The organism is Nocardiopsis valliformis DSM 45023 (assembly GCF_000340985.1).
GTDB classification, from domain to species: domain Bacteria; phylum Actinomycetota; class Actinomycetes; order Streptosporangiales; family Streptosporangiaceae; genus Nocardiopsis; species Nocardiopsis exhalans.
The window spans coordinates 49,031-70,682 of sequence record NZ_ANAZ01000042.1 but is presented as its reverse complement, the minus strand read 5'-3'; the positions used below and the strand labels follow the sequence as shown (position 1 = coordinate 70,682).

General features: G+C 69.6%; 15 protein-coding genes. 12 read left to right on the top strand and 3 right to left on the bottom strand.

From position 1 onward, the window contains the following. Window positions 1-273, top strand: a 273-nt coding sequence (locus D457_RS0127890; protein WP_017583967.1) for an LPXTG cell wall anchor domain-containing protein, incomplete at its 5' end; no start/stop codon positions are given. A gap of 89 nt (window positions 274-362) precedes the next feature. Here the strand turns inward: D457_RS0127890 and D457_RS0127885 are convergent. Further along, window positions 363-1,595 carry a DUF349 domain-containing protein gene (locus tag D457_RS0127885; protein WP_017583966.1) on the bottom strand — a complete coding sequence of 411 codons (1,233 nt, stop codon included), beginning with the start codon at window positions 1,593-1,595 and terminating at the stop codon, window positions 363-365. A 473-nt stretch (window positions 1,596-2,068) separates the two neighbouring features. Here D457_RS0127885 and D457_RS0127875 point away from each other — a divergent pair, with 473 nt between their 5' ends. The 5 genes from D457_RS0127875 (at window position 2,069) to D457_RS0127850 (ending at window position 10,979) form a co-directional block, all read left to right on the top strand. Then, entirely contained in the window at window positions 2,069-2,746 is a 678-nt protein-coding gene (locus D457_RS0127875; RefSeq protein WP_017583964.1) for an MBL fold metallo-hydrolase, read from the top strand. A 208-nt stretch (window positions 2,747-2,954) separates the two neighbouring features. After that, window positions 2,955-4,721, top strand: coding sequence for an aspartate--tRNA ligase (gene aspS, locus D457_RS0127870; RefSeq protein ID WP_083926885.1), 1,767 nt, complete (start codon window positions 2,955-2,957; stop codon window positions 4,719-4,721). Window positions 4,722-4,958: 237 nt separating this feature from the next. Continuing rightward, window positions 4,959-6,647, top strand: coding sequence for an ABC-F family ATP-binding cassette domain-containing protein (locus D457_RS0127865; RefSeq protein WP_017583962.1), 1,689 nt, complete (start codon window positions 4,959-4,961; stop codon window positions 6,645-6,647). An 804-nt stretch (window positions 6,648-7,451) separates the two neighbouring features. Beyond that, window positions 7,452-9,512: a SpoIIE family protein phosphatase gene (locus D457_RS0127855; protein ID WP_026117099.1), complete on the top strand. Its 2,061-nt coding sequence runs from the start codon at window positions 7,452-7,454 to the stop codon at window positions 9,510-9,512. Between the two features lie 81 nt (window positions 9,513-9,593). Next, window positions 9,594-10,979 (top strand): replication-associated recombination protein A, encoded by a 1,386-nt coding sequence (locus D457_RS0127850; protein WP_017583960.1) that lies wholly within the window; start codon window positions 9,594-9,596, stop codon window positions 10,977-10,979. Window positions 10,980-11,061: 82 nt separating this feature from the next. Here the strand turns inward: D457_RS0127850 and D457_RS0127845 are convergent, their stop codons facing one another. Next, entirely contained in the window at window positions 11,062-12,645 is a 1,584-nt protein-coding gene (locus tag D457_RS0127845; RefSeq protein ID WP_017583959.1) for a serine/threonine-protein kinase, read from the bottom strand. Window positions 12,646-12,951: 306 nt separating this feature from the next. Further along, complete coding sequence (locus D457_RS37340) at window positions 12,952-13,464, bottom strand: IS200/IS605 family accessory protein TnpB-related protein (RefSeq protein ID WP_026117098.1); 513 nt, start codon at window positions 13,462-13,464, stop codon at window positions 12,952-12,954. Window positions 13,465-14,276: 812 nt separating this feature from the next. Between D457_RS37340 and D457_RS0127835 the strand changes: the two genes are divergently transcribed. From D457_RS0127835 to D457_RS36805, 6 genes are all read left to right on the top strand, one after another. After that, window positions 14,277-14,669 carry a DUF948 domain-containing protein gene (locus D457_RS0127835; protein WP_026117097.1) on the top strand — a complete coding sequence of 131 codons (393 nt, stop codon included), beginning with the start codon at window positions 14,277-14,279 and terminating at the stop codon, window positions 14,667-14,669. Then, on the top strand, window positions 14,666-14,944 hold the full coding sequence (locus tag D457_RS0127830; RefSeq protein WP_017583957.1) for a hypothetical protein: 279 nt from the start codon (window positions 14,666-14,668) through the stop codon (window positions 14,942-14,944). The genes D457_RS0127835 and D457_RS0127830 overlap by 4 nt, the downstream gene beginning before the upstream one ends. 148 nt (window positions 14,945-15,092) lie before the next feature. Continuing rightward, a complete protein-coding gene (locus D457_RS0127825) occupies window positions 15,093-15,677 on the top strand; it encodes a hypothetical protein (protein ID WP_017583956.1) in 585 nt (194 codons plus the stop codon). Window positions 15,678-16,330: 653 nt separating this feature from the next. Continuing rightward, window positions 16,331-16,699, top strand: coding sequence for a hypothetical protein (locus tag D457_RS0127820; protein WP_026117096.1), 369 nt, complete (start codon window positions 16,331-16,333; stop codon window positions 16,697-16,699). Window positions 16,700-16,941: 242 nt separating this feature from the next. After that, entirely contained in the window at window positions 16,942-19,611 is a 2,670-nt protein-coding gene (alaS, locus tag D457_RS0127815) for an alanine--tRNA ligase (protein ID WP_017583954.1), read from the top strand. A gap of 181 nt (window positions 19,612-19,792) precedes the next feature. Then, complete coding sequence (locus D457_RS36805) at window positions 19,793-21,559, top strand: serine/threonine protein kinase (RefSeq protein ID WP_051073052.1); 1,767 nt, start codon at window positions 19,793-19,795, stop codon at window positions 21,557-21,559. The last annotated feature ends 93 nt before the right edge of the window (window positions 21,560-21,652 follow it).

The following is a 21,652-nucleotide window of genomic DNA, read 5'->3' as shown; positions in this document are numbered from 1 at the left end:
AAGGACGGCAAGGACGGGAAGGACGGCAAGGACGGGAAGGACGGGAAGGACCACAAGCACAAGGACCACAAGGACAAGCACGACAAGCACAAGCACGACAAGCACAAGGACCACAAGGACAAGGGCCACAAGCACGAGGGCCCGGTCCTCGCGCAGACCGGCGCTTCGGTCGCCATCCCGGCTGTCGGCGGTGCCCTCGCCGCTCTGACCGGTATCGGCGCCATGGTGCTCGGCCGCCGTCGCGCCTCCTCGGAGCAGGACGACAACAACTAGCGCACTCGGTCACCCCGACCTGAACGCGCGAACGGGCCGCACCCCGCGAGGGGTGCGGCCCGTCAGTGTCTTCTCTTCGGGCGCGAGCCTCAGCTCATCTCGCCCAGAGCCTTCTCCGCCTCGGCCAGCCAGGAGCGGCGGGCCTCCAGGGCAGCCTCGTGCTCCTTGATCCGTCGAGCGTCGTTATTGGCTCGGGCTTTCTCCAGCTTGGTCTCCAGCCCCGAGATCGCCGCCGACAGCTGGTCGACGGTGTCCTTGGCCCGGGCCCGTGCCTCGGGGTTCGTGCGCTCCCACTCGGCGTCCTCGGCCCGACGCACGCTGTCCTCGATCTGCCGGAACGCGCCCTCCAGCTGGTCGCGCATGTCTCGGGGCAGGTCCCCGGCCTCCTCCCAGGCTTCCTGGAAGTCACGCAGGCGGGCGCGGGCGCGGCGCGGGTCGGTGATCCCGGGGATCTCCGCCTTGGCCTCGGCCAGGATCCGCTCTTTGGCCTCCGCATTCACCTGAAGCTCCGCGTCACGCTCGGCGAAGGTCGCGTTGCGGGCGTCGAAGAAGGTGTCCTGGGCGGCCTTGAACCGAGTCCACAGCTTGTCCTCGCTGGCCCGGTCGGCCCGGCCGCTGGCCTTCCATCGCTGCATCAGGTCGCGGTAGGCGCGGGCCGTGGGTCCCCAGTCGGTGGAGCCCGACAGGGCCTCGGCTTCGGCGACGATGCGCTCCTTGTCGGCGCGTACGCCCTCCCGCTGCTGGTCCAGGTTGGCGAAGTAGGCCTTGCGCCGCTTGGAAAAGGAGTTGCGTGCCGCGGACATGCGCTTCCACAGGGCCTGCTCGGTGGGGCGGTCGGCCCGAGGGGCCTTCTTCCACTCCTCGATGAGCTGGAGCATCCGCTCGCCGCCGGACTTCCAGTGCGTGGTCTCGGCCGCGACGCGCTCCGCCTCGGCGACGATCCGCTCCTTGGTCTCGCGGGCCTGGCCGCGGGCCTCCTCCTGCGCCTGCTTCTGCTCGACCTTGCGCTCTTCGGCGCGGCCGGACAGCTGGTCCAGGCGGCGGATCAGCGACTCCAGGTCACCGACCGCGTTCGCGTCCTTAACGGAGTCGCGCAGCTTGTCGATGCTGGTCATCGCGGCGGAGGCGGACAGGTCCGTGCTGCGCAGCCGCTTCTCCAGCAGCTCCACCTGGGTCACGAGCGCGTCGTACTTGTTCCGGTAGAAGGCCAGCGCCTCCTCCGGAGCACCCGCCTGCCACGATCCGACGACCCGTTCGCCTTCACCTGTGCGCACATAGACCGTGCCGTCATCGTCTACGCGGCCCCAAGGGTCCGTGGTCACCGTGTCCTCCTGCTGTCATGAACCCGACCGGTCGGGGTCGGGTTCGGGTCGTCGCGGCGGTACCGCGCCTGTTCGTGATGGGAACCACCGTGCACCAGCACGATATCCATACGTTTCGGCGGACAACGACGCGCCGTGTCTCAGATCAACGCAGACCGGGAGTTCCGCTGCCGGTCGTCGTGCCGTCGGTCGGGCTCGTTTCCCGCTCCGCGAAGGAGCGCAGGTCGAAGGCCTCGGTGTACCCGGCGACGGTGACCAATATTGCATTACCACGCGCTTTGGCAAAGAGCCCGGGCGCACCCGGTGATCGAATGGTGATCAAACGCGTTCGCCCGCGGGACCCGCCGATTGGCCCGACCGGAACCGGCTGGGTAGGCTCTGCGGCTGAGGGACGTGCGCTCAGGCCGTGGTCGGGGGCGTTCCAGCGTCCCTCACCGCCAGCAGAACCACCAGGACTTAGGACGACTACCGCCGTGCTCATCGCCGCGCTTCCCACCGGGCCCCTCTCCGCGAACTGCTACGTGCTCGCACCGGCTCCGGGCGGCGAGTGCGTCATCGTCGACCCCGGCCAGGACGCCGCCCCGCAGGTGGCCAAGGCCCTGGCCGAGCACGGGCTCACCCCCGCCGCGATCCTGCTGACCCACGGGCACTTCGACCACGTCTGGTCGGCCGCCGAACTCGGTGACCGCCACGAGGCCCCCGTGTACCTGCACGGCGCCGACCGCGGCCTGCTCACCGCGCCCGCCGCGGGGGTCGACGCCGGTTTCGCGGCTCAGCTCCAGATGCTCCTGGGCCCGGGCCCCTACCCCGAACCCGCCCGGTTGATGCAGCTGGAGGGCGGGGAGAACCTGACCCTGGCCGGGATGGAGTTCGAGGTCGAGCACACCCCCGGCCACACCCCGGGCTCGGTCGTCTACGTCACACGCACCGAGGATGGCGTGCCGGTGATGTTCGCCGGGGACCTGGTCTTCGCCGGGTCGATCGGCCGCACGGACTTCCCCGGCGGCGACGGCGACGCGATGAACACCAGCCTCGCCAAGGCCGTCCTGGCGCGCGGCGACGACACGCAGATCCTCCCGGGCCACGGCCCGGCCACGACGGTGGAGCGCGAGCGCGCCACCAACCCGTACCTGCGCGGCGTCGCGGGCTGACCGCGGGACGGAGCCTGGCCGACCCGGAGCCGGAGCCGGGCCGCCCCCGGGCTGACCACCGGCCCTCCCGATTTAACCGGGGGACCGGGCGGCGCCGTTGGCGGTAGGATTCCAGTGTTCAAGGGGCAATGCCATGCCTGCAGCCGGGCCCGGTCTCGGGCTCCCCGGCATCCTCACTCAGCCGTGTAGTTAGTGGACTTGGTAACTCATGCATCGTTACAGGACTCATTCGTGTGGTCAGCTCCGTAAGGAGCACGTCGGGCAGCAGGTGCGCCTCTCTGGCTGGGTGCACAACCGCCGGGATCTCGGTGGCCTGCTCTTCGTCGACCTGCGCGACCACTACGGCGTCACGCAGCTCATGGCCCGCCCCGAGTCCCCGGTGTTCGAGGAGCTCAGCAGGATCTCCAAGGAGTCGGTGATTCAGGTCACCGGTCTGGTCGCCGCCCGTAGCTCGGAGAACGTCAACCCGAACCTGCCCACCGGTGAGATCGAGATCGAGGCCGCCGAGGTGGAGGTGCTCGGTACCACCGAGGAGCTGCCGTTGACGGTCTTCCCCGAGGACAACACCTCCGAGGAACGCCGCCTCACCTACCGCTTCCTGGACCTGCGCCGCGAGCGCATGCACCGCAACGTCATGCTGCGCTCGCAGGTGGTGGCCTACATCCGCCAGAAGATGACGGAGCTGGGCTTCAACGAGTTCCAGACCCCCATCCTCACCAGCTCCAGCCCCGAGGGCGCCCGCGACTTCCTGGTTCCCTCCCGTCTGCACCCGGGTGAGTTCTTCGCCCTGCCGCAGGCCCCGCAGCAGTTCAAGCAGCTGCTGATGATCGCCGGGTTCGACCGCTACTTCCAGATCGCGCCCTGCTTCCGCGACGAGGACAGCCGCGCCGACCGCTCGCCCGGCGAGTTCTACCAGCTCGACGTCGAGATGAGCTTCGTCGAGCAGGAGGACGTCTTCGAGGTCATCGAGAAGGTCATGACCGACGTCTTCCGCGAGTTCTCCACGGACTGGGAGATCACCTCCCCGTTCCCGCGGATCGCCTACCGCGACGCCATGCAGTGGTACGGCACCGACAAACCCGACCTGCGCGCGCCGATGAAGATGGTCGACGTCTCCGAGCTCTTCGGCAAGACCGACTTCCGCGCCTTCGCGGGCAAGAAGGTCCGCGCCCTGGCCGTCCCGCAGGTCGGCGACAAGCCCCGCAAGTTCTTCGACGGCATCGGTGACTACGCCGTGGAGCAGGGCGCGAAGGGCCTGGCCTGGCTGAAGGTCGGCGAGAACGGTGAACTCACCGGTCCCATCGCCAAGTTCGTCACCGAGATCACCGACGAGCTCCTCCAGACCCTGGGCGCCGGTCCCGGCTACGGCCTGTTCTTCTGCGCCAGCGAGGACGAGGCCGAGATCAACAAGATCATGGCCCCGGTCCGCGTCGAGGCCGCCAAGCGCGCCGACCTCTTCGAGGAGAAGGTCTACCGGTTCTGCTGGATCGTGGACTTCCCGATGTTCGAGCGCTCCGACGAGGGCCACATCGAGTTCAGCCACAACCCGTTCTCCATGCCCCAGGGCGGGATGGACGCCCTGGAGAACCAGGACCCGCTGGACATCCTCGCCTGGCAGTACGACATCGTCTGCAACGGTACGGAGCTGTCCTCCGGCGCGATCCGTAACCACTCGCCCGAGATCATGTACAAGGCCTTCGACATCGCGGGCTACGACAAGGACGCGGTCGAGGCGGAGTTCGGCGGCATGCTCAAGGCGCTGAAGTTCGGTGCCCCGCCGCACGGCGGCATCGCCCCCGGCATCGACCGGATCGTGATGCTCCTGGCGGACGAGCCCAACATCCGCGAGACCATCGCCTTCCCGCTCAACCAGAACGCGCAGGACCTGATGATGGGCGCCCCCGCGGTCGTCTCGGACCAGCAGCTGCGCGACGTGCACATCCGCACGGTGATCCCCGAGGACAAGAAGAAGTAACCGGGCACCCCCGGACCGCACTGCGAGGCGTTGGCCATCGGATCCGTCCGATGGCCAACGCCTCGCTTTTATCGCCTGGATTTCTCTTCCGCACCCTTGTTAACCTGGGCCCGTGCCGTACGTCATGTACCTCTAGAGCGAGCCAGGGCGCCCGTCCACAGCTGAGTGGTCACGGGTGCCAGACGCATGTCCCGACCCCTTCTGCGGGTCACATCGTCAGCTCGTGTCGGAGGAACATTGACCGCCCTCGAACTCAGATCAGCGCTGCCCGCCGGAGAGCGGGCCCAGCTCACCGCGACCGGCCTCCACATCGCCCGAGGCGGACGCACCGTGCTGTCCGGCGTGGACATGACCGTCACCCCCCGCTCCCGGTGGGGCGTGGTCGGTGAGAACGGCCGCGGCAAGTCCACCCTGCTGCACATCCTGACCGGGGCACTCGAACCCGACTCCGGAAGCGTCCAGCGCATCGGCACGCTCGGCGTCGCCGAACAGGAGATGGAGTCCGCCGACGGCCTCACCGTCGGGGACCTGATCGACATCGAACTCGCCGACGCCCGCGCCGCCCTGGCCGCGCTCGACGCCGCCGCCGAAGGGCTGGCCGCCGGGGACCCGGAGGCCACCGGACGGTACGCCGAGGCGCTGGACACCGCGGAGGTGCTGGACGCCTGGGACGCCGACCGCCGGGTCGACCTCGCCCTGGAGAACCTGGGCGCGGTCACCGACCGGTCGCGCCCGCTGGCCGAACTGTCGGTCGGGCAGCGCTACCGGGTCAGACTCGCCTGCCTGCTCGGCGCCGCGCACGACTTCCTTCTCCTGGACGAGCCCACCAACCACCTGGACGCCGCCGGGCTCGATTTCCTCACCCAGCGGCTGCGGGGCCACTCCGGTGGCGTGGTGCTGATCAGCCACGACCGCGCCCTGCTCTCGGACGTGGCCACGACCATGCTCGACCTGGACCCGAGCCGGGACGGCCGACCCCGCGTGTACGGCGGGGGCTTCGCGGGCTACCAGGAGGGCAGGCGCGCCGAGCGGGAACGCTGGACGCAGGAGTACGAACAGCAGCAGGTCGAGCACGCCCGCCTCACCCAGGACCTGTCCGAAGCACAGAACCGGCTGTTCAGCGGTTGGCGTCCGGACAAGGGCACCGGCAAGCACCAGCGGGCGACTCGTGCGCCCGGGCTGGTCCGCGCCGTGCACCGCCGCCGGGAGGACCTGGAGGCGCATGCGCTCACCATGCCACCGCCCCCGATGCGGTTCCGGATGCCGGAGCTGCCCACGCGGCCCGGGGTGACCCTGCTGCGCGCGGAGGAGGTCACCGTCCGCGGAAGGCTGGACCGGCCGGTCACGCTCGCCCTGGAATCGGGTGGGCGGCTGGTGGTCACCGGACCCAACGGGGCGGGCAAATCGACCCTGCTGTCGGTGCTCGCCGGACGAGTTGATCCGACCGGGGGAGCGGTGCGCACCGCGCGTACCGCCCGGGTACGGCTGCTGACCCAGGAGTCGCCGAGCGCCGGGGCCGGGCGCGCCCACGAGGTGTTCGCCGCCCACATGGGGCGACTGGTCAGCCAGGGCGTGCTGGGGGAGAGCGAGACGGTCTCGCTGAGCTCCCTCGGGCTGCTCGCCGCGGCGGACCTCCGAAAGCCGCTGCATGATCTGTCCATGGGCCAGCAGCGCAGGCTCCACCTGGCGCTCGCGCTGGCGTCGCGTCCGCACGTGCTGCTGCTCGACGAGCCGACCAACCACCTGTCCATCGCGTTGGTGGACGAGCTCACCGAGGGCCTCGGCGCGACGGGCGCGGCGGTGGTGCTGGCCACCCACGACCGTCAGCTCCGGCGGGACGTCGGTTCCTGGGAACAGCTCGACCTCGGGCTGATCGAACCGGGGTCCGAACGGGTGACCGAACCGGTGGTCGAGCCAGTCGGCTAGCGACCTGCGGGGGCGCCGCGCGGAGCAATGCGCGGCGCCCGTTGTCCGTCCGTTTGCCTGTGCGTCAAGGGCGGGAAGGCAAAGGTCAGGGTTTGGTGGCTCCGCACCGCTGGCAGCAGATGTCCTCGTCCTCGGGGTTGCTGTGGGTGCAGAGCCGGCAGGTCCACTCGCACGCGGTGCCGTGGAGGAGCGATCCTGTCGCGGTTCGGGCGCGTTCAGGGTGCATGGTGAGTCCTCGGGGTTTTTGACGAGTTCTCGACTGACCAGTTCGGTGCCCGTAAAGTCCCTGCTTTGAACGTGCCACATTCGGCCAGAAAGTGAAAATAGGTGATAAACAGGCCAAAGACCCCGTCCGTAAAGGGGAAGAAGACGACACGCGGATGCGGGCGGGCCCGTCATCCCCTACCGTTGGGGGCGAATCACCCTCCCACGCCGAGAGTCGCACGTGTCCTGGAGTGAACACAGTGCATCAATGGGGCCCATTCCCATCGGGGGTGAAGTGGGGGCGGAGTGCATTTCTGTGCTGCCGAGTCACACGGGCGTAACGATTCACGCCTTGTGGTCAGTAGGGTACGGCCCCGGAGCGGAACTAGCCGTTACCCCATCACGTTGACGGACCATGAGGGATCCGTGTTCGACGAGGTGGCGCAGCCGACAGAGGACGGGTGCCGAGGCATCCGGTCCGGTTTCCTGCCCGGGCCGGTCCAGACGTCGGACATTACAATGAGCCGAATCGGTACGTTCCAGGGGTGACCGCGCCTGACGCGGGTGTGACGTCCGAGCCGACATGAGGATGAGTCATACGTGAACGGAAAACGCGCTTCAGGCGATGGCTCCGAGGGCGCTCTCGCGGAGGCGTTCCGTCATGCGCCCGAGCCCATGGCGGTCACGGGGGCCGACGGCGCGATCCAACACGCCAACCACGCGTTCACCGAACTGTTCGGCCGCGGTGCCGCTGAGCTCACCGACCGGCCCTGGTTCGGACTCCTGGACCCGTCCGACACCGAACACGGTTCCCGGGCCCACCACGACGCGCTCGCCGGGAAGTGGAACCGCCGCTTCCGCCTGCGCCTGGCCGTCAGCGACAAGTCCTCCCGGCTCTCCGAGGTCGAGCTGCGGCCCTTCCCGGTCAACGGCGGCGGCGCCTCCCTGCCCCGTGATTCCTCCGGGCCCGCCGTGATCGTGCTCTTCCACGTGCTGTCCACGGAAGAAGCGGATCTGCGCGTGGTCGGTGACCTGCGCACCGACAACTCCGACTCCGTCCTGTGGAGCCTGGACCTGAGCAGCGGGCGTCTGCGCGAGCTCTTCGGCCCCACCCCGCTGGGCGCGCTCCTGGCCGGGAACGACCGAGAACTCGAGCGCATCCTCGAACGCATCCACCCCGACGACACCGCCCGCGTACGCGACGCCATGGCGGCCTCCTTCGCGGGGCGGGACTACGAACAGCGCTTTCGCATCTTCGACCGCCTCGGCGACGAACGCTCCCTGCACGTGCGCGCCAGGTACGTGCCCGGCCAGCCCGACCGTCTCGTCGGGATCATCGACGACGTCACCGAGCACGTCCAGCTGGTGCGCAGGCTCGCCGACCGCCGCCGCACCGAGGCCGAGCACGGCCGACTGGTCACCGAACTCTCCGCCAAACTCGTCTCGGCCACCACCGTCGACAAGGTGATGGACCTGCTCAGCGAGGAGTTCCTGCCGATCTTCGGCGGTACCGGCGCCGCTGCCCTCTACGTCGAGGACGGCCTGCTGCGCACCTCGCCCAGCGCCCGTGAACGCGGCAACGTCTCGCAGATAGACGGCCGCCGGGCCGACGACACTGACTACCCGATGGGCGCGGTGATCCAGGACCGCCAACCCCGGTTCTTCGAGAGCCGCGCCGAGATCGTCAGCCGCTTCCCGGCCGCCGTCGAGCTCATGCGCTCGGTCCGCGGCCAGGCCTGGGCCACCGTGCCGATCTTCGGAGACGGCAAGATCGCCCTCGGCGTGTGGCAGATGATCTGGGACCGCCCCCACCATGCCAGCCGCGACGAACGTGCCCTCATGCTGACCTTCGCGGGGCTGGCCGGTCAGGCGCTGCAGCGGATCAAGGCCCAGCAGGCCGAGCTGGAGCTAGCCGACGCCGTCCAGCGCCGCATGCTGCCCCGCCAAGTGGCGAGCTTCCCCGACATGGACATCGCCACCAAGTACCTGCCCTCCCGCGCGGAGTGGCGGATCTGCGGCGACTTCTACGACGTCATCGAGCTGCCCGACAACAAGGTGGGCCTGCTCGTCGGCGACGTGCAGGGCCACGGCGTGGAGGCGGCCGCTGCCATGGGCCAGATCCGGGTGGCCTTCCGCGCCTACGCCACCAACCAGTCCGACCCCGGAGTGGTCCTGGGCGAGACCAACCGGTTGCTCACCGAGACCGGCGAGATCGTCTTCGCCACCTGCGGTTACCTCGTGGTGGACCGGGGGAGCGGGGTCATGCAGGCAGCCTGGGCGGGCCAGCCCCCGGCGGTGCTCGCCGCCAAGGGTGCCTACGAACTGTGGTCCCCCGAGACCGGCCCGCCCCTGGGCGTGCTCGCCGACACCGAGTACACCGTCACCACTCGTGTCCTGGCCCCGGGCACCACGCTTCTGCTGTGCTCCGACGGGCTCGTGGAGAGCTCGGAGGTCGACATGCAGGACGGGCTGGCTCAGGTCGGGGAGGCGCTCGCCGAGCACGGGGAGAACCCCAAGGCCGCCGCACAGGTCCTGGCCGAGATGGCCCCCGCAGGCCGGGGCGACGACATCGCCCTGCTGGTCACCCGGATGATCCCACGCGCCACGCCCCCGCCCGAGCAGGCGGAGAGCCCGGAGAACCTGTCCGTCCCCACCACCTGAGCGGTCGGGAACGCCTCCGGGGCCGGCACCGAACACCGGGAACCGGCTGGGAAAGTCCTCGCTCTCACCTACCCTGGGTGGGTGTCCGAAAAACTGTTCGATGATGCCGGGGCCGAGGCCGCCAAGGGACAGGAGCCGCTGGCCGTACGCATGCGGCCGCGCTCCCTCGACGAGGTCGTGGGCCAACGCCACCTCCTGGGCGAGGGCAGCCCGCTGCGCCGCCTGGTCGAGGACGACGCCCCCATGTCCGTGTTCCTGTGGGGACCCCCGGGAACCGGGAAGACCACCCTGGCCACCGTGGTCAGCCGGGTCACCCGGCGCAGGTTCGTGGAGCTGTCCGCGGTCAACGCGGGCGTCAAAGACGTGCGCGCTGTGGTGGAGGAAGCCAAGCGCCGGATGGGCATGAACGGCACCCGCACCCTGCTCTTCGTGGACGAGGTGCACCGCTTCAACAAGACCCAGCAGGACGCCCTGCTGCCCGCGGTGGAGAACCGCTGGGTCAGCTTCATCGGCGCCACCACCGAGAACCCCTTCTTCTCCGTGGTCAGCCCGCTGCTCTCGCGTTCGCTGCTGCTCTCCCTGGAGTCCCTGGACGACTCTGACGTCCGCGCCCTGGTGGACCGCGCGCTCACCGACGAACGCGGGCTGGACAGCCGCTACACCCTCACCGAGGAGGGCGCCGACCACCTCATCCGGCTGGCCGGGGGCGACGGCCGCCGCTCCCTGACCTACCTCGAAGCCGCTGCCCTCGTCGCCGGACCGTCCACCCGTCGCCCGCCACCACCCTCAAACGACGCCTCCGGCGCAGTGGCTTCCAAGACGGAGCCCGTCGAGATCACCGCCGAGCACGTCGAACGCGCCGTGGACCGCCACGCCGTGCGCTACGACCGCTCCGGCGACCAGCACTACGACGTCATCAGCGCCTTCATCAAGAGCATGCGCGGCTCCGACCCCGACGCCGCCCTGCACTACCTGGCCCGCATGATCGAGGCGGGGGAGGACCCCCGCTTCATCGCCCGCCGCCTGGTCGTGCACGCCAGCGAGGACGTCGGGATGGCCGATCCCACCGCCCTGCAGACCGCCGTCGCCGCCGCCCAGGCGGTCGAGCTGATCGGCATGCCCGAGGCCCGGATCAACCTCGCCCAGGCAGTCATCCACATCAGCATCGCCCCCAAGTCCAACGCGGTGATCACCGCCATCAACGAGGCCCTGACCGATGTTCGCAGCGGCCAGGCCGGACCGGTCCCCGCACATCTGCGTGACGCCCACTACAAGGGCGCGGCCGACCTCGGACACGGCAAGGGCTACCGCTACGCCCACGACTTCCCCGGCGGGGTCGCTCCGCAGCAGCACGCCCCCGAGGGCCTCACCGAACGCCAGTACTACCGCCCCACCCAGCACGGGGCCGAACGCCGCTTCAGCGAGATCCTGCAGAAGATCAAGGGCGTCCTCAAGAGCGGTGGCTAGGCCGCGAACCAGTTGCGCCAACGGCCCCAGTCATGCCAACGGCCCCGGCGTGGTACGCCGGGGCCGGAACAGCTCCGAGAGGTCAGTCCGAGAACAGCTCGACGACTTCCACCACCTCGCGGGGTCCGTCGGCCTCCTGGCCCTCGGCGAAGGTGATCTCGACGATCATCACCGGCCCCCAGGTCAGATAGTCCATGAAGTCGTTCCCGGTCAGGTCCCAGGTGCCGCGCGCCTCCTCGTCGAGGAAGACGTGCTCGGGGGCGGCACAGAACCTGGCGCACTTGACGTCGGCGTCGGGCCGGATGACCGCCTCGCCGGCCTCTCCGTCCTCGTCCCACTGCTCGGACCAGGCCTCGTGGCTGGGGATGCCCTGGTTGCGGGGGATGTCGTCGTCCCGGGTGACCGGCGTGTACACCCAGGTCCGCTCATCGACCCCGGCCTCTGGTTCCTCCTGCTCCGAGGGGTCGAAGCGCACCACCAGGGTGTTCGACTCCTCTTCTTCGTCGGCGGCCTCGTCCTCGGGTTCGTCGGAGATCTCGTCGGCCACCGGATCGGCCTCGGCGCTCCCGCCGACCATCTGCGAGATCCCCCAGACCCCGCCGCCGATCAGTACCGCGGCCATCGAGGCCGCGCCCACCAGGAACAGGGTGCGGGTGGGGCGGCGGTTGGACATGCGCCCCTCCAACCGGATCACCTCGGGCACCCGGGCGGGCGGTTCCACCGCGTGCCACTCGCGTTCGAGGATCCGGCCGATCTCCTCGCGGTTCCCGGTGACCGGGACCTCGCCCTCCTCGCCCGTCTCGGACTGCGCGGCCTCCGTCTGCCACACCGCGATGACCGCCCCGGTCACCTCCCGCAGGCTGGGCCGCTGGTCCGGGTTGGGATCCAGAGCGCGGCTCACGACCGGGCGCAACCCCTTGGGCAGGCCGTCCAGGTCGAAGGAGCCGGTGGCCACCCGCTGGGCGATCTCCTCGGGCTCGCCTGGACCGAAGGGCAGCCGTCCGGTCCCGGCGAACGCGACGACCGCACCCCAGGCGAACACGTCCGCGGCGGTGGTTGCCACACCGCCCCGGTAGCGCTCGGGGCTCAGCCAGGTGGCGCCCGAACCGCGCAGCCGCTCGGAGTCCGCGGCGATCGCGCACTCCATGATGTGCGGACCGTGCGACTCCAGGAGGATCTCGCTGGGCCGCAGCGAACCGTGTGCCACCCCACGCGCGTGCAGGGCCGAGAGCCCCTCGGCCAGCGCGGTGGCCAGCGCTATCACCTTGCCGAAACCGAGTCCGCCGCGTTTGGTCACGTAGTGGGAGAGCCGCTGACCGGCGAGGTAGGGCATGGACAGCCACGGCGGGTTCGCGTCGGTGTCGAAGGCCAGCGGGGTGACCACCCGGTGCGACTCGACCGCGGACAGGTTGCGCAGCCGCTGTGCGAGGGCGGGGTAGACGTCGGGCGACTCCAGTTCGGGGGAGCGGAGCACCTTCACGGCGATCAGACGGTCGCTCGCGGTGGGTGAGGCGGTGTCCACCGCGGCGTAGACGGTGCCCGTGGCACCTGAGCCCAGACGTCCGAGCACGAGGTAGGGGCCGATCCGTGACGGGTCGTCCGGGTAGAGAGGGGCCAGGTCCGGTGGTACCAGTACGGAGATCTCTCGGGGAGAACGAGGGCTCATGGGTGTCCTGTCGGTGCTTCTCGGCCAGCGGGGGAGCTTCGGTGTCCGGACATCGTAGTGAAGTTCCCGCTCTGTAGTGATTCTCGCTCACGACCGCCGCCTGCGTCGATCCCCTCGGCCTCCACCGGCCAGGACGGAATAGACCGTTCCTCGTCAGTGTCCAGGAGTGACATCTGCTGCCACTCCCCGACACCGCGTGTACCCCAAAAGGTGTTGGGTGCGCTGGTTGCCCGCGTTCGTCTTCCCTTGGATTGGGCACGCGCATCGTGTGCGCGCTCCGCAACAGGGTGGCGGGGTCCCTCACGCTCAGAGGTGTCCGGTGCGGTCTGGACGGTCCGAGGCCCGCACCCATCGCTCTGGTGGGTGCGGGGCGGTGCCGTCCGACGCCGGATCGGATACCCCTGAGCGCGCCGCCCGATCGCGATGCTCGCCGCATCGCGGGCGGGAAGTCTTCCTCTTCTTGTCGGTGGTGGGGTGTTGCCAGTTCTGGGCACCCCACGTGCTGGTGTAGGCCGGATCCACCGCGATCATCGCGATCCCGGTCGTATCAGCCATGCTGACCAGCCGGGCGCGGAGCGTGGCGGTGGGCATCCCCGAGATCAGCTGACGGAACCGCTTCTTGCGGCCGTGCTTCTCCCGACTCTTGGCATCAGAAAAGTCCAGATCCTCCACCGCGATCGCCTTGGCCTCACACGCCTGGGCCCAGCGCAACAGCTGGGAGAGGGTGTGCCGGATCTGGGCATCACCATGGGTCGCCGTACCGGACAGGTCATAAGAGAAGCGGCGCGGATCCTCGATCGGGTTGCCGTGGGCATCCAAGTGCCAGGCGGCCAGGTGGTCGGCGTTGCCGCTTCCAGGTGGTGGCGGGTGCGGGCCAGGCGTTTGCCGCCGCGTACCACACGCACCCGCCCAGCCTCGAAATCAGTGCGCACCGCGGCGAGACGGTCCTCCAGGGCGTCCGCGCACCGGGCCTGGAGATCGGTGGCGGCCAGCGAGCCCAGGTGGGAGCCGACCAGCCGCAGTACCTCCTCGTCGCGTCCGGTGAGGTCGTTGAGGCGGGTGCGCACAGCCACCCCGGACGGCCCCGCAGCCACATAGGGGTCCGAGATCGGCCGCACACCCTGCTTCTTGGTCGGTGCCACCGGCCCGCTCACCCCACCCCTGGATCGTTCGTGTGTTCGAGGGAAACGCTAGTCGCACCTGGGGGCGTGTGTGGGGAAAACCGGGAAACTCCTTGGCCCGGGGAGGGGTTGGAGGAGTCGATCGGCTCTGATCGGGGTGTGCGTTGCCAGCGGAGAGCGGTTCGGCGTGTTCACTCACGCACGTTCACGCACACTCATGTGACCGTGTTCACGAGCAGTCAAGAACCCTTGTCGAATTCGTGACCGGCTCCACCACGAGCCACACCGTGGCGTGCCCACGCGTCCCGACCGAGGACGCGATAGGGTCAGCCGAAACCGGCCGCCCCGGCCCTCGCGGAGTGGGGCGGCGGACACGGCTCGGGAGCCTCGACCCGGCGCAGTCGCTGGTTCCCCGTACCCGTTTTCCGGTCCGCCGGTGCGCGCCCGAGCGTGCGCCGCGGCCGTTCGCACACCCTCGAAGCAACCCTCTATCTGCCCTACGGAGCCTTCATGCTGACCGGAGGAGAGGTCGCCGCACTCGTCGCCGCGGTGGTCTGGGCGGTGCTGGCCACGTTCATGTGCGTGGCGCTCGTCAAACTGATCAAACTCATCAACGAGACCACCAAGGTCGTCTCGGAACTGGGGGACCGGACCCCGCCGTTGCTGGACGACGTGGCCTCCACGGTGGAGCGCACCAACACCTCACTGGAGCGGGTCGAGGAGATCACCGCCAACGTGCAGGCCTCCTCGGAGGACGTCTCCACGATGACGGCGCTCACCAGGTCGGTGTTCACCGGACCGCTGGTGAAGGTCGCCTCGTTCTCCTACGCCATCCGCCAGGTGCTGGGCCGCCGCAAGGCCCTGGCCGTCATGCGGGGCCGCAAGCGGAAGGAGAACAGGTGATCGGCCGACTGTTCTACCTCGCCGCGGGTGCCGCGCTTGGCGGCTACGTGGTCCACCGGGTCAACCGGGCCCGCAACGCCCTGACCCCCGGCGGTATCGCCGACCGGGTCGAAGGGCGTGTCAACGAGTACCGGGGCGCCCTCCAGGAGCTCAACGAGGACCTCACCGAGGAGGTCCGGCTGCAGGAGGAACAGATGCTCCGCCGCTACGCGCCCGGGCGCCGGTCCCTACGCTCGGCCGACGACACACCGCGAGAACTCTCCGATCGGGAGTAATCACAGTTCGTGGCGGCTGGAAACAGTGCGGCGGCGGGAACTGAACGGGACGGGATCCGGTCGGACTCCTAGGTCACATCCGAGGACCACAGGCCTGTGACGTGCGTCTGTAGGGTTGACAGTCCAGTCGGCCGACGGAGGTAGTGCCATGTACCCGCCGCAACCGCCCCAGGGCCCCGACCAGGGTGGCCACGACCCGTACCAGCAGAACCCGTACGGGAACCTGGACCCGCAGGGACCGACCGCCTACCCGGGGGCCTCCCCGCAGTCGGACAAGATGCCCGGCATGGCGATCACCGTGCGGGTCCTCATGTTCATCGGGGGCGCCTTCGGCCTTCTCTTCGGCGGGCTGCTCCTGCTGGCTGTGCTCGGTCTGTTGGCCGACCCCGAAACCACGCAGGAGGTCCTCCGGGAGGTCCAGGACTCGGGCCTGTACATCGACGCGGCGGAGCTCACCGTCCTCTTCGGGGCGATGGGCGGCGTCTTGTTCGGGTACGGCGTCATCTCCACCGCCCTCGCCTCCTTCATGGGCAAACGCAGCGCGGTGGTCCTGTGGCTGATCGTCGTCTTCCAGGTCCTGGCGTCCCTGACCCTGATGCTCGGCATCGCCTTCGGCGGTACCCTTTCGGTCATCCCACTGCTCTTCGCGATCGCCATGATCGTGCTGATGTTGCTCCCGCCCACCCGCGCCTTCTACACGTCTGAGCCGACCACGCCCTACACCGGCTACTGACGGTCGACGTGCATGCCGGGTCCGGGCGGGGGCCGTTCAATCCGGGTCGTTCTCGACCCCCTTCGGTCTCCTCACGGCCGGTCGGTCCGGCAGGAGCGGCCGTATCGACAGACAGGGTCCGGTGGGAGACCGCCGGGCCCTTCGTCGTGGGCAGCCCCGTACCGCCCCGAACCCCGGTCGCCGCGACCGCGGGCGCCTCGTTTCGGGGTGTTCTCGGTAGAGTTCTCCCGCTGCCCGCACCTTCCCCAGAGAGGACCACGGTGTACCCCACACCTCCTTCCGGCCCCCACCACCCCCACGGACAGGGCCAGCCCTCGGAGTCCTTCAAGTCGGGTGGTGGTGGTTATCCTGAGCCGCCGCAGTCGGGTGGTGGTGGTTATCCTGAGCCGCCGCAGTCGGGTGGTGGTGGTTATCCTGAGCCGCCGCAGTCGGGTGGTGGTGGTTATCCTGAGCCGCCGCAGTCGGGTGGTGGTGGTTATCCTGAGCCGCCGCAGCCGTCTCCGAAGTCGACCGACGCCGGGTATGCGCAGCCCGCGCCTCAGAAGACCTCGGCCGGCCGGGCCTACCAGGCTCCGAAGGGCCCGGCGCGTTTCCGCGAGGCCCCGCTCGCCCCGGGCACGATGCCCGTAGGGGCGAAGGTGGTCCGCGTCCTCATGTTCATTGGGGGGCCGGTCGGAATCCTCCTGGGCCTGTTCAGCGGCCTCCTGGCCATGGCCAGTTTCGGGTTCGCCCCCGACGGAGGGTCCGAGGGCTTCGGGTTCAGGAGCCTCATCCTGACGGTGATCCCCCTGATCTACGGCGTCGCCTCGATCGCGCTCGCCAGCATGATGGGCCGCCGCACGAAGAAGGTCCACGAGGGTGTCGTCTACTTCAACATCGCCGCGATAGCGCTCCTGGTGATCCTCGCTCTGGTCACTCTCCTCACGGGTGCGCCCTTCGACGGACTGATCCCGCTGATCTTCCACGGCGTCATGCTCGGTCTCATGTACTCCGCGAAGGTGAAGGCCTACTACGGGGTCTGACGGTCCCGATCGCGGCCGATCCGTTCGGGATGCGCCAGTGGCCAGCGGCGATAGCCTTGGAATGGCCGAGCCGCCGCCGTTGTCATCAACGGTGCGGGTCTTCGGCGGCCACAGCAAACCATGCGCGCAGGCGTGGCGGTTCCCTCTACGATGGGCCCCTATCGACCACGCGTGACCACGGTCCCACCCAGGGACAACCCCGCCGCCACGGGGCGGCGGAGCCAAATACCAGGAGGGCATCAATGGAGACGGCAGAGATCGCGCGCCGCTTCCTCAGTTTCTTCGAGAAGAACGGACACACCGTGGTGCCCTCGGCAAGCCTGATCGCCGAGGACCCCACGCTGCTGCTGGTGCCGGCAGGCATGGTCCCCTTCAAGCCCTACTTCCTGGGTCAGCGCACTCCCTCCTACAGCACCGCCACCAGCGTCCAGAAGTGCATCCGCACCAAGGACATCGAGGAAGTCGGCAAGACCTCCCGGCACGCCACCTTCTTCCAGATGCTGGGCAACTTCTCCTTCGGTGACTACTTCAAGGAGCAGGCGATCCCGCTGGCCTGGGAGCTCGTCACCACTCCGGTGGCCGAGGGCGGCTTCGGGATCGACCCCGAGAAGCTGTGGGTGACCGTCTACCTCGACGACGACGAGGCCGAGGCGATCTGGCGCGACAAGGTCGGCGTCCGCCCCGAGCGCATCCAGCGCCTGGGCATGGAGGAGAACTACTGGTCGATGGGGGTCCCCGGGCCCTGCGGCCCCTGCTCCGAGATCTTCTACGACCGCGGCCCCGAGTACGGTGTCGAGGGCGGTCCCGAGGCGGACGAGAACCGCTACATCGAGATCTGGAACCTCGTCTTCATGCAGTACGAGCGGGGTGAGGGCGGCGACAAGGGCGGCTTCCCGATTCTCGGTGAGCTGCCCAAGAAGAACATCGACACGGGTCTGGGGCTGGAGCGCCTCGCGGCGGTCCTGCAGGGCGTCGACAACATCTACGAGACCGACATCATTGGCCGCGTGCTGCACCGCGCCGCCGAGCTGACCGGTACCACCTACGGCGAGAACCACGAACAGGACGTGATGCTCCGCGTGGTCGCCGACCACGTGCGCAGCGCCGTCATGCTCGTCGGCGACGGTGTCAAGCCGGGCAACGAGAAGGCCGGGTACGTCCTGCGCCGCATTCTGCGCCGCTCGATCCGCAACCTGCGCCTGCTCTCGGGCACCGACGCCTTCTTCCTGCACGAGCTGACCGAGGTCAGCATCGACGCGATGAAGGACATCTACCCGGACCTGCTCGACAAGGCCGGGGTCATCCACGGCGTCATCGATAACGAGGAGCGTAACTTCGCGGACACTCTCCGCGCGGGCACCACGCTCTTCGGTCGCGCGGCCGAGCGCACCCGCGCCGAGGGCGGCACCGTCTTCTCCGGCACGGACGCCTTCCAGCTGCACGACACCTACGGTTTCCCCATCGACCTCACTCTGGAGATGGCCGCTGAACAGGGCCTGAGCGTGGACGAGGGCGCCTTCCGGGAGCTCATGCAGCGCCAGAAGGACACCGCCAAGGCCGACGCCAAGGCGAAGAAGCTCGGCAACGCGGACATCTCGCTCTACGCGCAGATGCACGAGAGGGCCGGGAACACTGAGTTCCTCGGCTACACCGAGGCCGAGAGCGACTCCCGGGTCAAAGGCATCGTCGTGGACGGGGCCGGGGTCCCGGCCGCGCGCGCGGGCGACAAGGTCGAGATCGTTCTGGACCGCACCCCCTTCTACGGGGAGAGCGGCGGCCAGCTCGCCGACACCGGAACGCTGACCGTGGACGGGCGCGGCGTGGTGGACGTCGAGGACGTCCAGAAGCCGCTCCCGGGCCTGTTCGTGCACCGCGGCACCGTGCGTTCGGGCGAGATCGTCCTGGACGACACCGTGCACGCGGCGATCGATACTGGCCGCCGCCACGCGATCGAGCGGTCCCACTCGGCGACCCACCTGATCCACTCGGCGCTGCGCAACGCGATGGGCCCCGCCACCGGGCAGGCCGGTTCGGAGAACCGCCCCGGCCAGCTGCGGTTCGACTTCACCGCAGACAACGCGCTGGGCAACGAGCGCCTGGCCGAGGTCGAGGAGGAGGTCAACACCGTCCTGGCCGGTGACATCTCGGTCCAGACCGAGGAGAAGAGCCTGGATGAGGCGCTGAAGATGGGCGCCCTGGCCATGTTCGGCGAGAAGTACGGCGACCGTGTGCGGGTCGTGGAGATGAGCGACTACTCGGTCGAGCTCTGCGGCGGTACGCACGTGGGTTCCACCGCCAGGCTCGGCATCGTCAAGCTGCTGGGGGAGTCCTCCATCGGCTCCGGTGTGCGCCGGGTCGAGGCGGCCGTGGGCGTGGACGCGTTCAAGCGCCTTTCCAAGGAGTCGGCCTTGGTCGGCCAGCTCTCCGAGCAGCTCAAGACGCCGCGGGAGGAACTGCCCGAGCGGATCGACTCGATGGTCTCCCGGCTGCGCGCCGCGGAGAAGGAGATCGAGAAGCTGCGCGCGGCGCAGGTGCTCCAGGCCGCCGGTGAGATCGCCGCGAAGGCGCGCCGCCACGGTTCGGCACTGGTCGTGGCCACTGAGGCGCCCGAGGGTGCCAGCGGCGACGACCTGCGCAAGCTGGTGCTGGACGTGCGCGGCCGCCTCGGCGAGGACGAGCCCGTGGTCGTGGCGATGACCGCCGTGCCCAAGGACCGTCCGGTCGTGGTGATCGCCGCGAACAAGGCCGCGAACAAGGCCGGGATCAAGGCGGGCGAGCTCGTCGGGGTGGCGGCCCGCGCCCTCGGCGGTGGTGGCGGCGGCAAGCCGGACATCGCCCAGGGCGGTGGCAGCGACGCGGCCAAGGTCGACGAGGCCCTGCGCGCCGTGGAGGCGCGCGTCGCGGGCGCCTAGGCTCGCGCCCGGGTCCGTCGGCGGCGCTGATCCGGCAACTCCGCTGATCAGGCGTGTGTGAAATCCACCTAAAGTGGTCTCACACACGCCTGACGCGTGTTTTGGTTCGACCGGTTTCCGCTCAGACCGGGCCGACCGCTTTCAGCACTGCTTTCTCGAAGGCTGGAGAACGGGGAATCACATGGGCGAGCAGGCGGAGTCCGTAGATCTGTCGGAGATCATCCGCGGTCCGCTGCCGCTGGGGGTGACCCCGCCCAGACCCGGTGATCCGGTGACGATCGGCCCGTACCGGATCCTGGGCCGGATCGGCGCGGGCGGCATGGGCGTGGTCTACGCGGGGGTCGATTCCGGGGGCTCCTGTGTGGCCGTCAAGGTCATTCACCCCGAGTACTCCGACGACACGGACTTTCGTGGCCGCTTCGCCCGCGAGGTGCGCACCATGCGCAGGGTCGGGGGACTGTGCGCCGTGCAGGTGCTGGCCGACGACACCGAGGCCGCCCGCCCCTGGCTGGCCACCCCCTACATCGCCGGGCCCACCCTGCGCGATCACACACGCCTGCGCGGTCCGCTCTCCGGCGGGATGCTCTTGGGCTTCGCCGCCGGTGTGGCCGAGGCGCTCGTCGCCCTCCACCAGGCGGGGGTCGTCCACCGCGACCTCAAGCCCGCTAACGTCATCCTGTCGCCCTCCGGTCCGCGCATGCTGGACTTCGGGATCGCCCGACTCGGTGACGAGACCGGGATCACCGGAACCGGTCAGATCATCGGCTCGCCTGGGTGGATCAGCCCGGAACAGTACCGCGGCCACCCCACCGGGCCCGCGGCCGACGTGTTCGCCTGGGGAGCCCTGGTGGCCTACGCGGCCACCGGACGCCAGCCGTTCGGCACCGGGGCCACCGAGGTCCTCGCCTTCCGGGTCCTCCAGGACGAACCGGACCTGGACGGCCTCCCCGAGGAGCTGAATCCGCTGGTGTCCGCCGCGATGGCCAAGGAACCGGGTGAACGCCCAGAGGCGAACCGGCTGCTGCGCTCGGTGAACGCCCTGTGGAGCGGGCAGGAGGACTCCGGCATGACCCTGGTCCAGGACACCCGTGTCCTGACCCGCATGCTGGACAGCGAGTGGACCGCCCTCGCCCCCGCTCCCGCACGCTCCGAACCCGCCCAGTACACGCGGCTGCCCACCGGACCGCGACCCGAGCGGTATACCGCTCAGCGGCACTCAGCGCAGCAGCACCCGGCTCCGGCCCCTCCCGCCCGGCCCTCCCTCTCACCCCGCAGGGGACCCGCGCTGCTGGCCGCCCTGGCAGCCCTGTCACTGGTGGCCGTGGTAGCCCTCGGCGGTCTCCTGGGGCTGCTGTCCCAGCGCGGCGCCGACACACCGAACGACTCCGGGAACCCCGGGGCAGACTCTCCGGATGCGGAGGACGCGGAGAACACCGCCGTCGGCGGCGCCCCCACCGAGAACGCTGAGCCCGACACCCCGCCGCAGGCCGCACCCTACGACCTGGACGAAATGGTCCGCCAGGTGGAGGCCCACGGGTTCGAGGCCTACCCGGACGCCGTCGAACACCGCCTCAACGAGGGGAGCCTCCAGGCGCTTTCGGCCGGCTGTGCCGCGGATTTCATCGGCTCCCACTGCTATCAGGTGTTCTTCTTCCACGACAACGAGATGGTCGCGGTCGGCGCCGCCCCCGGCGGCCAGCAGTTCAACGAGGGCGTCTGGTACCACGGCGCCCCGACCTTCGACTACCTCAACGGTGAGGTGGTGAAGGTCCACCACTACCTCCTGACCGCGGACGACCCGATGTGCTGCCCTAGCGGGGGACCCGTCATCCAGACCTACTCCTTCTCTGGCGGCCGGGTGGTCTACGACGAGACGGGCCACCCCGGCGGCGACACGTCCGGCGCCAACGCCCCCGGAACCGAGGTTCTGCCACGGTTCGATTTCTGAGTGCCCCAGTGGCCGGGAGCGCGCCCGGCCACCGCGGCGCGGGGCTCCCCTGCCCCGGGGCAGGGGCCGGGTGATTTACACTCGGACGGTACG

Bases quoted from the DNA above. Each gene is read 5' to 3' on its own strand.
- aspS (WP_083926885.1), top strand. From the start codon at position 2,955: ATGCATCGTTACAGGACTCATTCGTGTGGTCAGCTCCGTAAGGAGCAC.
- D457_RS0127845 (WP_017583959.1), bottom strand. From the start codon at position 12,645: ATGAGCCCTCGTTCTCCCCGAGAGATCTCCGTACTGGTACCACCGGAC.
- D457_RS0127835 (WP_026117097.1), top strand. From the start codon at position 14,277: ATGCTGACCGGAGGAGAGGTCGCCGCACTCGTCGCCGCGGTGGTCTGG.
- alaS (WP_017583954.1), top strand. From the start codon at position 16,942: ATGGAGACGGCAGAGATCGCGCGCCGCTTCCTCAGTTTCTTCGAGAAG.
- D457_RS0127820 (WP_026117096.1), top strand. From the start codon at position 16,331: ATGTTCATTGGGGGGCCGGTCGGAATCCTCCTGGGCCTGTTCAGCGGC.
- D457_RS0127825 (WP_017583956.1), top strand. From the start codon at position 15,093: ATGTACCCGCCGCAACCGCCCCAGGGCCCCGACCAGGGTGGCCACGAC.
- D457_RS36805 (WP_051073052.1), top strand. From the start codon at position 19,793: ATGGGCGAGCAGGCGGAGTCCGTAGATCTGTCGGAGATCATCCGCGGT.